11 protein-coding genes are annotated in these 13237 nt (G+C 65.9%); 4 read left to right on the forward strand and 7 right to left on the reverse strand.

The genetic code is table 11. From position 1 onward, the window contains the following. The first annotated feature begins 77 nt into the window (after nt 1–77). Nucleotides 78–1358: an ABC transporter substrate-binding protein gene (locus ACQ4MJ_RS24750; RefSeq protein ID WP_431150905.1), complete on the forward strand. Its 1281-nt coding sequence runs from the start codon at nt 78–80 to the stop codon at nt 1356–1358. Nucleotides 1359–1499: 141 nt separating this feature from the next. Beyond that, nucleotides 1500–2453 (forward strand): AEC family transporter, encoded by a 954-nt coding sequence (locus tag ACQ4MJ_RS24755; RefSeq protein WP_431150903.1) that lies wholly within the window; start codon nt 1500–1502, stop codon nt 2451–2453. Between the two features lie 80 nt (nt 2454–2533). On the opposite strand, the gene ACQ4MJ_RS24760 is transcribed toward ACQ4MJ_RS24755, so the two are convergent. The 3 genes from ACQ4MJ_RS24760 to ACQ4MJ_RS24770 all read right to left on the reverse strand — a co-directional run bounded on the left by ACQ4MJ_RS24760 (nt 2534) and on the right by ACQ4MJ_RS24770 (nt 4767). Continuing rightward, nucleotides 2534–3262 carry a hypothetical protein gene (locus ACQ4MJ_RS24760; RefSeq protein ID WP_431150902.1) on the reverse strand — a complete coding sequence of 243 codons (729 nt, stop codon included), beginning with the start codon at nt 3260–3262 and terminating at the stop codon, nt 2534–2536. A 338-nt stretch (nt 3263–3600) separates the two neighbouring features. After that, entirely contained in the window at nt 3601–4386 is a 786-nt protein-coding gene (locus ACQ4MJ_RS24765; RefSeq protein ID WP_431150901.1) for a hypothetical protein, read from the reverse strand. Then, the gene (locus tag ACQ4MJ_RS24770) at nt 4387–4767 is read right to left on the reverse strand and encodes a hypothetical protein (RefSeq protein ID WP_121508401.1); all 381 of its coding nucleotides are present in this window, start codon (nt 4765–4767) and stop codon (nt 4387–4389) included. A gap of 582 nt (nt 4768–5349) precedes the next feature. Between ACQ4MJ_RS24770 and ACQ4MJ_RS24775 the strand changes: the two genes are divergently transcribed. Then, entirely contained in the window at nt 5350–5913 is a 564-nt protein-coding gene (locus tag ACQ4MJ_RS24775; RefSeq protein WP_431150900.1) for a midcut-by-XrtH protein, read from the forward strand. Nucleotides 5914–5919: 6 nt separating this feature from the next. Here ACQ4MJ_RS24775 and priA read toward each other — a convergent pair whose 3' ends face one another. Beyond that, complete coding sequence (priA, locus tag ACQ4MJ_RS24780; RefSeq protein ID WP_431150899.1) at nt 5920–8058, reverse strand: replication restart helicase PriA; 2139 nt, start codon at nt 8056–8058, stop codon at nt 5920–5922. An 846-nt stretch (nt 8059–8904) separates the two neighbouring features. Between priA and ACQ4MJ_RS24785 the strand changes: the two genes are divergently transcribed. Continuing rightward, nucleotides 8905–9366 carry a NuoB/complex I 20 kDa subunit family protein gene (locus tag ACQ4MJ_RS24785; RefSeq protein WP_369801366.1) on the forward strand — a complete coding sequence of 154 codons (462 nt, stop codon included), beginning with the start codon at nt 8905–8907 and terminating at the stop codon, nt 9364–9366. 26 nt (nt 9367–9392) lie between these two features. On the opposite strand, the gene ACQ4MJ_RS24790 is transcribed toward ACQ4MJ_RS24785, so the two are convergent. The 3 genes from ACQ4MJ_RS24790 to ACQ4MJ_RS24800 form a co-directional block, all read right to left on the reverse strand. After that, nucleotides 9393–10271, reverse strand: coding sequence for a helix-turn-helix domain-containing protein (locus ACQ4MJ_RS24790; RefSeq protein ID WP_431150898.1), 879 nt, complete (start codon nt 10269–10271; stop codon nt 9393–9395). A 58-nt stretch (nt 10272–10329) separates the two neighbouring features. Beyond that, nucleotides 10330–11442: a uroporphyrinogen decarboxylase gene (hemE, locus tag ACQ4MJ_RS24795; protein WP_431150896.1), complete on the reverse strand. Its 1113-nt coding sequence runs from the start codon at nt 11440–11442 to the stop codon at nt 10330–10332. A gap of 155 nt (nt 11443–11597) precedes the next feature. Then, nucleotides 11598–13181 (reverse strand): MFS transporter, encoded by a 1584-nt coding sequence (locus tag ACQ4MJ_RS24800; protein WP_055398942.1) that lies wholly within the window; start codon nt 13179–13181, stop codon nt 11598–11600. Nucleotides 13182–13237: the final 56 nt, after the last annotated feature.

Below are 13237 nucleotides of genomic sequence, written 5' to 3' on the forward strand. Positions count from 1 at the left end.
CTTTGTTTTCACAATTTGATACTCGCAGGCCAGTGCATCTCTTGCCGGGATGCTGGTGTAGAGAACCGAGCCCCGCCATGAACCCCACTGACCAGCCCTCCACCGCTCAGACCGCCGCACCGGGCATCCCGGACGCACGCCGCCGCTGTGTGCACCTTCGCGCATGGAGCGCTGTGGTGGCATCCGGTGTACTGGCCTGCACGGCCCTGCTGCCGGCACAGGCCCAGATCGGCAGCACCGTGCCTGTGCGCGTGGGAGTCGTGGGGCCGTTCACCGGGCCATCGGCCGATTTTGGCGTGCCCATGCTCAACGGCATCAAGCTGGCGGTGGACGAAATCAATGCCGTGGGCGGCTATCTGGGCCGCCCGCTGGAACTGGTCATCAAGGACGACACGGCCGACCCCGACCAGGGGCGTAAGGTGTCGCAGGAACTGCTCAATGAAAAAGTGGTCGCCACCATCGGCTTTTGCAACACCGGCGTGGCGCTCAAGGCCATCGACCTGTTCCAGGGCGCCGCCAGCCCCCTCATCGTGCCCTGCGCCACGGGCACTGCCGTGACGGCCAAATACCCCGCGCCCGACAGCTACATCTTCCGCGTGCAGGCGCGCGACGCGATCCAGGCGCCCTTCCTGGTGGACGACATCGTCAAGCGCGGCTGGGACAAGGTCGCCATCTTTGCCGACAAGACCGGCTATGGCGAAGGCGGCTACAACGACGTGGTGGCCGCGCTGGCGGCCAAGAACCTCAAGCCCGTGCATGTGGCGCGTTTTGACCTGGGGGTGAAGGACCTCACGGCCGAGCTGACCGCCGCGCGCAACGCGGGCGCCAACGTGGTCTACAGCTACACCGTGGGGCCGGAAAACGCCACCATCGCCAACGGCAAGAAGGCCCTGGGCTGGAAGGTGCCGCAGGTGGGGCCGTGGCCACTGTCCTTCCCCTTCTTCCTCGAAGGCGCCAAGGACGCGGCCGAGGGCGCGCTCATGGTGCAGACCTTCATCGCCGAGCCCAGCAACGAGCGCCGTGCATCGTTCCTGTCGAGCTACACCCGCAAGTACCACGGCAAGGTGGCCGTGCCCATGGCAGCGGCCAACGCCTACGACGCCACTTACCTGCTGATGTATTCCTTCCTCGGCATCCGCGACGGCAACCTCACCGGCAAAGCCATCAAGGAGTCGCTGGAGGGCAAGATGAAGACCTACTACGGCGTGGTCACCACCTACGACAAGCCCTTCAGCGTGCAGGACAAGGACGCGATCACGCGCAACATGCTGGTCATGGGCATGGTCAAGAACGGCGCCATCACCTTTGCCTACCCCGAAGACGCCAAGCGCAACCTGATCATCCACCGCAAGCAGTGAAGTGGATGCGCCTTCAACCGCAACGCTGGCTGGAGATCCTTGCCGTGCATTCGCCATGGGTGATGGCCCCCACCTGACTTTGCGCTGACCACACCGGGCGCCGCAGACCCCGGCCGCAGGCGCAGCAAGGACAATGGGACCGTGCTCTCAGTCCTTCTCATCACCTTCCCCTTCTTTGCGCTGGTGCTCTGCGGCTATCTCGCCGCCCGGCGCGGAGTGCTTCCCCAGCCGGCCATCCCGGGGCTCAACGCCTTCGTGCTGTACTTTGCACTGCCCTGCATGCTGTACCGCTTTGGCGCGAGCACACCCATCGCCCAGCTGCTGGACCCGGCCGTGGCGGGCGTGTATGTGCTCTGTGCGCTGGTGATGGTGGGCGCCACGGTGGCGCTCACGCGCAAGGCGCACATCGGCTGGAACGACGCAGCCTTTGGCGCGCTGGTGGCCGCTTTTCCCAATACCGGCTTCATGGGCGTGCCGCTGCTGGTCGCGCTGCTGGGGGCGCAAAGCGCGGGCCCGGCCATCGTCACCATCGTGGTGGACATGGTCATCACCAGCTCGCTGTGTATTGCGCTCTCGCGCCTGGACGGTGCGGGCACCCACGGCGTGGGGGTGGCGCTGAAGAACGCCTTCAAGGGCATGGCGACCAATCCCATGCCCTGGTCGATTGCCCTGGGGGCGCTGGCCTCGGCCCTGCAGTTCAAGCTGCCTGGCCCGGTGGACAAGACCATCGCCATGCTGGCCGACGCGGCCTCGCCCGTGGCGCTGTTCACCATCGGTGCCGTGCTGGCGCGTTCGCAGATGAACCAGCACGAGCAGGTGCCCGCGCGCGACTATGTGCCGGTGGCGCTGGCCAAGCTCCTGGTGCACCCGCTTCTGGTGTGGGGCGTGGGCACGGCGGCCATGGCGATGGGGGTGCCGCTCACGCCCTTTGCGCTGACGGTGCTGGTGCTGCTGGCCGCGCTGCCCAGCGCCAGCAACGTCTCGCTGCTGGCCGAAAAGTTCGGCGCCAACAATGGGCGTGTGGCGCGGATCATTCTGGTGTCCACGGCGCTGGCGTTTCTGAGCTTTTCAGCAGCGGTGGCGCTGTTGACCTAATTGCTATATTTATGATAGCTATTGGCGCTTTTCCATAAAGCGCTGGCGGCCCAAAATGCTTGAATTTTTGGCGCTGCCTTCTACCCGCGCCGCATTCCCGGGCCGCGCCGCATCCAGGCGCCGGTCGCCAGCAGCCCCAGGCAAAGCACCACCAGCGCCCAGGGCGAGTTGACGGGGATGTTGCTGGAGGCCACTTCTTCGAGCACCAGGTCGTCGTGGTAGCCCGCCGCGTCGAAGGTGAAGAAGCTGCCGGTTTTGAGTGCGATGGTCACCTGGCTGGAGGTCGCCGTAAAGGTGCCGTCAAAGGGCTCCCACTGGAACTGGAAGACGCCGTTGAGCGCGAGGTTCGACACGTCGCGCCGGGCAATCAGCGTGTCCAGCGGGCCCGGCGCCGCGTCGATGGTGGCTGCGCCCACAGCGCCGTCGTAGGCCACCACCTCCCACCAGGTGGCGTTGCCACCGGCATTGCCCGTGACGCCCCCCGACCATGCCCCGCGCAGCCGGTACACCCGCCCGGGCGTGACCGCCACGGTCTGGAACAGGCCCCCGTGTGCATTGCCCGCGCCACTGCCTTTTTTCTGCGCGTGGGACATTCCGGCGCCTCCGAACGGGCACTGGGTGGGCACCCAGATATCGCAGTCGTTGCTGTGTATCCAGGTGCCGTCCCAGAAGCCCGGCGGCGCCGTCCAGGTACTCCAGCCAGCCAGGCCGGCCTCGAAGTTGCCGTTGGTGAGCAGGTTCTGGGCACGCACGGCGGTTCCCCCCGCCAGGAGGAGCAGCAAGATCAGGGCACGAACAATGGCTGTCATTGGAAGGGCTTTCTGACTATGGAGGGACAAAGCGGGAGCACGGGGCATCGGGCACGCACTGACCCCAGGGCTATCGAGCCCGTGCAGCACAGTTGGCCCGAGGTGACGCCGTGCGATGCCGCAGTATCTGGGGTCAGTCCGCGGCATGCAAGTTTTATCAGGCACCGGGGCGCCGCGCGCTGGAGGGATGATGCAGGGCGGTGGAACGCTCCATGGTGTGGGGCGGCGCATGGATGCGTGTGCATTGGTCCGCACCGTCCACCATGGCACGTGACAGCCCTGGGACCCGATCAGTCAAAAAAGCGCTGAAGGCGGACTAGCAAGCCCGCTGTACCGATTCAATCAGAGCCTGCCGGGCGTGGTGAAGCCCATACATGGCGCCCACCCAGATCAGCCCTTCGAAACAGAGTCGAAAGAAAAAATTTGGCCTGTGAACGCGCGTGACCATGGTGTGCAGCGCCTTGAGTGCTTATCAGCAGGGGTGCCGATAACGAAACGGCATAGGCCACGGCCTTCCAGCCTTGCAGATAGGTCCCGATGGAGGTCTTCGTATGGCACACGAGGATGGCACCGTGCCGTTGCCATTCGCCGTACGCCTCGACCAGCATCATGACGTTCAGAAAGCTGAATACTGCCATCGACACCAGGCAGAGCAAAACCAGGTTGACGTCGGTAGGGTTCCAGCTGGCTTCGTCTGCCCGCTCCGCTTTCTGCTGCGGGCTTTCATCGCGGCGCATGCCTTCGGTGCTGATCACCTCCTCGGCCGCGTCCACGGCCAGGTCCAGCCAGTGGGTCCAGGTGCGCACGCGGGGTTGCTGGCCCAGTGCCGCAGCGTAAACGCACGTGTCGTCCACGCACACCTGCTGCTCGGGCGTGATGCGGTGGCCTGGCAGGTACCAGTCCTGGGACTTGTGCGGTAGCCACACGACAAAGACAGTGGTGGTGGCACGCGTTTGCTGGAAGCCCGTACCGCCGTGATCGAGCTCGATGGCCATCCAGTCATAGCCCCGGTGCTGGCTCTTGACGATCCACACGGGCCGAGGGGCTGTCAGGCCCAGCCGCACCCACAGCGGTGCCGAAAAACTGTCGAGCAGCCCGCTGGGCGGCTTCTCTTTGACGGCCATTTACAGCTTCTCCAGGTCGGCATCGTCCTGTGCCGTGCGCCAGGCCTGAAACGCAACGGGGATGGCGACGGCGGCGCAGAGAAGCAGGTTCCACGGGCCCGGCACCCCATATACAGCGAAGCCCAACCCGACCACGCCCAGCACGATGGCCATGCGCAGCAAGGTCAGGCCGCCGCAGAACTTGAGGGCATAACCCAGGATGAGGTAAGTGACGGCCAACATCAGCGGCCACCCGAAGATGCTGTAGATCATCAGTGCGGCGAGGCCCGTGCCCTTGGTTTTGATGAACCACGAACCCCAGATCCAGTTGGTCGCGAGGGTGGCCACGGTGACAGCAATGGTCTGCCACAGCGGGGGCAGCAGGTTGTAGTAGGAACGCATCGGGGTTGGGATTGCGAGTGTGTGGAGTATGAACCGTGGCCGTGCCATGGAATGTGTCCAGCAGTGCCGTCGATGGCGCGGGATTTCAGCGCTCGGCCCGCGTGCGGCTACCCGCAGTAGCGCAGTGCGATATCACAGTGCGCACCGGACGGTGTGCGGCACTCCATTGGCGCACCCGCAGCACTCAGGGCGCCGGCTTGCGCCCCACCAGGTAGCTCACACCCATCGGCCCATAAAACTCCGAATGCGGCTCGTTCGCCTGCAGGTGAAACACCTCACCTTGCCGATACACCCGCTCAGAGGTTGCGGTGACGATGCGGATATCGCCCGCCAGCACCAGTGCCTTGGCTTCGAACGGGTGGGTATGGTTGTCCCAAAGGCCATGAGGTTCACGCCAACGCGTACTGGCTCGGCAAAGCCTTCCTGGGCAAGAACGTGGGTGAAGTGGTCGGGGGTCATGATCGTTTCCAGAGGCCGAAAGTATTGCGCAAGCGCTGATGGTCTGTGCATGGCAATAACTTGCTTGCCGATTCAGTAATCCCTTGTAACACTTTCTGTTTTACGCAAAAAAGGGATTCCAGAATGAAGCAAGTGATGTTGGGTGCGCGGGGTAGTGTCGTTGCGGTGGTGGGATTACTGGTGGCGCAGGGCGCAGCCGCGCAATCCATGGGTAGCGTGTCCTACGCGCCCCTGGCGGCCTCGAACGTGCCCACGATGTCTGAATGGGGGCTGATCGGAATGGCGGTTTTGTTGGCCCTGGCGGCCTATCACGCGATGCGTGCCCAGGGCGGCCGTGCGCTGAAGGCCTGGACAACGGGTCTGCTGGTTTGCGGAGTGCTCTCAGCGAGCCTCTGGAATCACCCCGCCATCGCAACCCCCCCACCGGTCGAGATCGCCCTGGACCAGACCACGGGCGGTGTGGCCAGCATTCCCCACAGCACCGATCTTTTCTTTGGGGATTTGTTTCATATCTATACCGCCCAGAACCTGACGGACCGCGCGCAGCGGGTGACCGGCGTCAGCGTCATATCCGGACTGGTTGTGCTTCCTCCCACGGGCTTCACGCCGGAATGCACCGTGGGCTTGGTGCTGCAGCCCAACGAAGTCTGTTACATCAAGGTCTATAACGACAGTTTGCCCGGTTGACCGGCGTCATATCGCGAGCGGGTCCACATCCACCAGCCACCGTATCAGCCCCTTGTGCTCGGGCTGACTGCGGGTGGTTTGCAGCACTGGCTGCCACGCGGCCAGAAAGCGCTGCAGGGTGGCGCGGCTGCTGCTTTCCATGAGCATCTGGGCGCGTTCCACATTGGCCACACGCTGGATGGTCAGCGGCACGGGCGGGAACAGGATGACCGTGCCATCGGGCAGCCCTGGCAGCTGCGCGGCGTGGGCGGCGGCGGTGGCAGCTGACAGAAAGCCCTGCGCCACCTCCTGCGTGCGGGCATCGGCCCGCACCAGCGCCTGGTAAGAGAACGGCGGCATGGCGGCCTCCTCGCGCTCCTTGAGCTGCTGGGCGGCAAAAGCCTCGTAGTCGTGCGTGCGCAGCGCTTCGAACACGGCGTGTTTGGGGTGAAAGCTCTGCACCCACATCTCGGGCTGCGTGCCATGCACCGCTTGCGCGGCCATGTAGGCCGCATCGCGCCCAGCCCGGCCTGCGGCCTGCATGAGCAGTGCAAACAGCCGCTCGGCCGCGCGGAAGTCGCTGCTGAACAGCGCGCCATCGGGCTGCACCGCGGCCACCAGCGTGATGCGCCGAAAGTCGTGCCCCTTGGCGATCATCTGCGTGCCCACCAGCACATCCACCTCACCAGAATGCACCTGCGCCAGCTGCGCCTCCAGCGCACCCTTGGCCTTGGTGGTGTCGGCGTCGATGCGGGCGATGCGGGCCGGCGTGCGGTCGGGCCGCAGCACTTCGGACAGCAGGGCGCCCAGTTGCTCTTCGAGCTGCTCGGTGCCCCGGCCCATGGGGTGGATGTCGGGGCTGCCACAGGTGGGGCAGTGGTAGGGCACGCGCACGGTGTAGCCGCAGTGGTGGCAGCGCAGGGTGCGGTCGGTCTTGTGGAAGACCTGGTGCGCGCTGCAGTGCGGGCAGTCGCTTTTCCAGCCGCAGTCCACGCAGTGCAGCACGGGGGCGTAGCCCCGGCGGTTCAGCAGCACCATGCTTTGTTCGCCGCGCGCCACGCGTTCGGTGATGGCCTGCAGCAGCGGCGCGCTGAACACCGTGCGCCGAGGCTGCTGGTTCATGTCCACCCGGCGCACCCGCGCCAGGGCGCCGGCACCGATGCGGCTGGGCATGTGCAGCCGCACATAGCGGCCGCCTTCGGGGTCGTCGGCCGTAGGGGGGCGACTGGCATACCAGCTCTCCAGCGACGGTGTGGCCGAGCCCAGAATGACTTTGGCGCCCTGCTCGCGCCCGCGCCAGATGGCCAGATCGCGGGCCGAGTAGCGCGCGCCCTCTTGTTGCTTGTAGCTGGGGTCGTGTTCTTCATCGACCACGATGAGTTTCAGCCCCGGCAGGCTGGCAAACACCGCCATGCGCGTGCCCAGCACAATGCGCGCGCTGCCGCTGTGGGCGGCCAGCCAGCTCTTGAGGCGCTGTGGGTTCGTCATACCGCTGTGCAGCGACACCACGGCACCGGGGCCGAAGCGCGGGGCAAAGCGGCCCACAAAGCGCTCTTCGAGTTGGGGGGTCAGGTTGATCTCGGGCACCATCACCAGGGCTTGCGCGGTGGGGTCGGCCTCCAGCATCTCCTGCACACAGCGCAAATACACCTCGGTCTTGCCGCTGCCCGTGCTGCCAAACAGCAGGAAAGGGCCTTTTTCAGCAGAAATTCGGGCCTTAGCGCTTTCCTGTTCTGGGGTAAGTGCTATGTTTTCAATAGCATTTGAAGTGTCGCCCCCTGCCTTGGCCGGGCGGCGCAGGCGGCGGGCGAGTTGTTCGGGGCGCAGGTCGCGCAGCTGGGGCGGCAAGGCGGCCGTAGCGACCTCGCCCAGGGCGCGCTGGTAGTAGCGCGCGGCGAATGCCACCAGGCGGCGCCAAGGCAGGTCCAGCGGCGCCACACCGTCGAGCACCCCGGCAATCGGCCGCAGCGTGGCGCCGTCAGGCAACTCGCCGGTGGCCTCGTCGGTATCCCACACCACGCCCAGCACCTCGCGGGTGCCCAGCGGCACGCGCACCAGCGTGCCGGGCGCGAGCGGGTGTTCACTAGCGTAGCTCAGCAGATCGCCCACGCCGCTGTGCGACGGGGTGTGCAGGGCAACCTGGACGATGGTGGAGGGGGTAGGCACGGCAGAGGGCGGGTTACAGAGGCTTGTGGAGGTCGCGTGGAGGTTTGGGTGCTAAGTGCTTGATTTGATGAGGGGGCCCAAGTAATCCCGACTTTCTGTGGATAACTTTGTTGACATCCTGTCCGGACACCCTGCCAGCCCGCATGAATGCTGGCTGCGAACAGATTGCCCGGAAATGCGGCACACCAAAAAAATCGTTATGAATCAAGCATCTGAAGAAATTCCCCACGAATTTTTGTGCTAAGCCGTTGTGACGGAGGTATGTTGCGCCGCATCACGGTTGGTGTGCATAAGTCGGACACGAGGGCTTCGTCAAGAGGACAGATGGCCCCCTTTTTGTGCTAGCTGTGGGGTGTCATGTTCACGCATTTCTTCGATATGGCCTGCAAGTGCTTGATTTCACAGGGTATTTGTAAGAAATCCAAAATTTCTGTGGATAACTTTGTTGATATCCCTTGGGTTTGCCCCGTAAGCCCTTGAAAATCCGTGCTTTGGCTGGATTGCCTGTCAAAAAAGCAGGGGATTTAAATCCATATAAATCAACGACTTAGCGGTTGCACAAAGTTTTTTTACAAGTTGCCACCTGCAGTGGCTCGTGGCCGGTGGATGCTCCAATTTTGTGCATAAGTTCGCCTTGGAAGCGGGCTCGCCGGCACCTGAAGATCTTGAACAGGTTCTAAGGATTGTCGCAGGGCCTGCCGGGGCGCTGTGCGGTGGGGCTGGTGTCGTCGCAGGTACCCGGTGATGGCGGCCGATGTCGCTTTGCTTCAAGACGGCGTGGGCCCGCGTGGCGACGATGCGGCCATGGCTAACAACTCTTCTCCTTCCCTGGCAGTAGCTCCCTCCATGGAGCGCGATGGTTTTGTGCTGGCCCGGCTGGACGATGTGGTGCAGGCCGCACGCGCCAACAGCCTGTGGTTCATGACCTTTGGCCTGGCCTGCTGTGCCGTCGAGATGATGCACGCCGCCATGGCGCGCTACGACCTGGACCAGTTCGGCATCATTCCGCGCTCCAGCCCACGCCATAGCGACCTGATGATCGTGGCCGGCACGCTGACGAACAAGATGGCGCCCGCCATCCGCAAGGTCTATGACCAGATGCCCGAGCCGCGCTATGTGGTCTCGATGGGGTCGTGCGCCAACGGCGGCGGGTACTACCACTACAGCTATTCGGTGGTGCGCGGCTGCGACCGCATCGTGCCGGTGGATGTCTATGTGCCCGGTTGCCCGCCCACGGCCGAGGCGCTGCTCTACGGCATCCTGCAGTTGCAGGCCAAGATCAAGCGCCCGCGTGTGATCCAGCGGTAAAGCGGTCGCAAAGCGCGGCGTCCCCTTCAACTGCGCCGCAGCAGCCAGTCGGCATCGTCGCCCGGCTGCTGGGTGTGGGCCTTGAGTGCAGCAGGAGGGCGTTCGAAAAGGCTGCGTGCCTCGCGGCTGAAGTGTGCCTGGTCGGCGTAGCCATGGCGCAGCGCTGCATCCAGCGCACCCGCATCGCCGTCGCGCATGGTCAGCAGGGCGTGTTCGGCCCGCAGCATGCGCTCGATCTCGCCAGGCCGCAGGCCTACCAGTTGCCGTGTGCGGCGCTGCAGGTGCCGGGGCGTCCAGCCGAGCGTGGTGGCCAGGGCCTGGCGTGCGCCGCGCTGCCAGTCTTGTTGCAACACCTGCAGCCAGGCGGCGTGCCGGTCTGCCACGGCGCCCCAGCGCGGGGTGAGGAAGGCCACACACAGCGCCTTGCGCGCACCATGGTCGGGCGCCGCGTGGACGGCTGCCAGGAATGGGTGCCACTCCTCGGGCAACCAGGTCACCGCGTCCGTGATGCGGTCGGTCAGCGGCGCCAGGTCCTGCCCGGTCAGCAGCCCCAGCGCGCCGGGCTGGAACGCCAGGCAGAACGAATCGCCATCGCGGGAAGAGACCGAGTGGTAAGGATGGCGGTGGGCGCCCGACAGCGTGATGGCCGGCATGGCCGCTGCCGTGGCCGTACCCGTACATTCCACGAGCTGGGCCGTGCCCCGCGTGAGCCAGATGATGCCCGGGTAGGGGCTGGGCGGCACGCGCGTGTCCGCCAGGGTGTGGGGCGGCTGGCGGCCCAGGTCGCGCCAGAAAAAGGCGCGCACGCAGTCCGCGAGCGCGCCGGGTGGGGCTTGTAGGGCCGAGGCGGGCAGCGCCTGCGGGCCGGTGGGGGACTCCGCTGGCTGCGGTACGGGCTGTTCCATTGCCATCACCTGGTCCCTGCCGGGTGCGCCGCGCGGTCTGGAGCCCTCGCCCGGGGGATCAGCCCTGGCGCTGCGCGCGCGAGTGGCTGTGCACCGCCTCTACCAGCGCCGCCACATGCTCGGGCGGTGTGAACTGGCTGATGCCGTGGCCCAGGTTGAAGATGTGGGTGGGGCCGGTGGTGCTGCGGTCGGTGTGGGGTTTGCCGAAGCTGTCGAGCACTTTGTGCACCTGTTGCACGATCTGCGCGGGCGGCGCAAACAGCACGTTGGGGTCGATGTTGCCCTGCAGCGCCTTGCCCGGGCCTCCTGGCTGGCCGCCCACGATGGCGCGGGCCCTGCCCAGGTTGGCCGTCCAGTCCAGGCCCAGCACCTCGCAGTCGATGTCCTTCATGTCTTCCAGCCAGATGCCGCCGCCCTTGGTGAAGACGATGCGCGGCACGTCGGTGCCGTCCACGCCGGTGCGCTTCAATTGCGCCAGCACGCGCGTGGTGTAGGCCAGGCTGAACTCCTGGAACGCGCCGTCGGCCAGCACGCCGCCCCAGCTGTCAAAAATCATCACGGCCTGGGCTCCGGCGTCGATCTGGGCGTTCAGGTACGCGGCCACGCTGTCGGCGTTGATGGCCAGGATGCGGTGCATCAGGTCGGAGCGGCTGTACATCAGGCTCTTGACGAGGCGGTAGTCATCGCTGCCCTTGCCTTCGACCATGTAACAGGCCAGTGTCCAGGGGCTGCCCGAAAAACCGATCAATGGCACGCGGCCGTTCAGGGCCTTGCGGATGCTGGTGACCGCGTCGAACACGTAGCGCAGCTTGTAAATGTCGGGCACCGCCAGCTCGGCCACGGCTGCTTCGTCGCGCACCACTTTGGCAAAGCGCGGGCCTTCGCCCTCGGCAAACGACAGGCCCAGACCCATGGCGTCGGGCACGGTGAGGATGTCGCTGAACAGGATGGCCGCGTCGAGCGGAAAACGCTCCAGCGGCTGCAGGGTCACTTCAGTGGCGTAGTCCACATTGGTGGCCAGGCCCATGAAGCTGCCGGCCTGGGCGCGCGTGGCCTTGTACTCCGGCAGATAGCGCCCCGCCTGGCGCATGAGCCACAGGGGCGTGTAGTCGGTGGCCTGGCGGCGGCAGGCACGCAGGAAGGTGTCGTTGGCAAGGGGGGCGAAGGTCATCCTGCGATTGTCGCAGGCCGACCGCCAGCCTCGGCACCCGGCCTGGCGGCAGAAATTGATGCGCATCAAGCCAGGGCGCACGCGGAACCGGCTTCACCGGTCCAGGGGTGGCGTCCTCCTCCCGGTGGAACCGGCGCAGCCGCTCAGGGGGGGCTTCACCGTTCTGCGATGTAGTGCGACATGCGGACGGTCTCGCCGGGCGCCAAAAACGCCCGCACTTCGGTTTCCAGCGCCTGGTCGGCCATCGTGGCGCGGGCGCGCTGGTGCAGGTAGTCGGCCCAGGATTCAACGATGAAGCGCTCTACGTACCGCGAGGGTTCACCCAGGTCCTTGTACACCCGCCAAAAGGTGGCGCCGTCGCGCCTGCGCGGGGCCTTCATGCGGCTGATGGTGTCGAGGAACGCTGCATCGGTGCCGGGCGCAATGCGGTAGCCCACCTCCACAGCCACGGGGCCTGCCTCGGGCAGGGGCTCGGCCTCGATGAAGAGTTCATCCCACGGTGTGGCCTGCGTCACTTCGTGCAGCCCACCCATGCGCAGCGGCATGGGGCGTGCCAGCAGCAGCCCCACACCCATGAGCGCAGCGGCCACATACAGCGTGGGAGCCAGGCCCACGATGTCGGATGCGGCGCCCCAGAATGCCGAGCCCATGGCAAACGCGCCCAGCGCGGCCACCATGTGCATGGCCACGGCGCGGGATCGCACCCACTGCGGGGCACTGGCCTGCGTGGCGGTGTTGAAGGTGGACATCGCCGACATCCACGCCGCGCCCGCAAACAGCATGGCGATGTAAACCACCCACGCCACCTTGGTCAGCGCTGCCACCAGCATGGCGGCAGCGAACACCACGCCGCCCACGCCTACGATGACCTCCATGCCAAAGCGCGCGCGTAGCCGCCCCAGCACTAGGCCCACGGCCACGGCACCCGTACCCAGACAACCCATCAGCAGCCCGAAGCCCTGCGCACCGGTGCCCAGCTGGCGCTGCGCGATCACCGGCAGCAGCGCCCACAGGGCAGAGCCTGCCGCGCTGAACGCCATCACACGCACCAGCTGCGCTAGGATGATGCGCGAGTGCCAGGCAAAACGCAGGCCACTGAGCGTGCCGCCCCACAGGCGCTCGGCGGGCAGCTTGGACGGTGGGTGTGCCTTGGGCGGCCAGCGGCGGATGGACTCCCACATCACCAGCGTTGTGGTCACCGTGACGGCAAACACCCAGCCCGCACCCAGCTGCGCAAACACCAGCCCGGCCAGCGTGGGCCCCACGGCGCGCGCGGCGTTGTAGGCGATGCTCACGGCGGTGATGGCCTGGGGCCACTCATCGCGCGGCACCGGGTCGATGACCGAGGAGTTCCACGCAGGCGTCAGCACCGCCGTGCAGCAGCCACACACAAACACCAGAAACAGCACCGACGCCGGACCGCCCCAGCCGCCCAGCACCAGCAGCGTGAGCAGTGCACAGGCGCCCACCTGTGCCATCAGCGCGCCCGATATCAGCCTGCGCCGGTCGGTGGTGTCGGCCAGTACACCGGCAGGCAGGGCCAGCAAAAACATGGGCAAAAACACGGCGGTCTGCACCAGCGCCGCCAGGAACGACGAGCCCGTCAACTCCACCATGAGCCACGCAGCGGCCATGGTCTGCATGCCGCTGCCCACAAAAAAGATACCACCGCAGATCCACAGGCCTCGGAAAGCGGGTTGGCGCAGGGGGCTCCACAAAGAGGTCGGGGGTGATGACATGGCGTGTGGGCAAAGAAAAAGGCGGACCAGAAGGAATGCACTGGAGCAGCCACGCC

The organism is Acidovorax facilis, assembly GCF_050626955.1.
GTDB lineage: Bacteria > Pseudomonadota > Gammaproteobacteria > Burkholderiales > Burkholderiaceae_C > Acidovorax > Acidovorax facilis.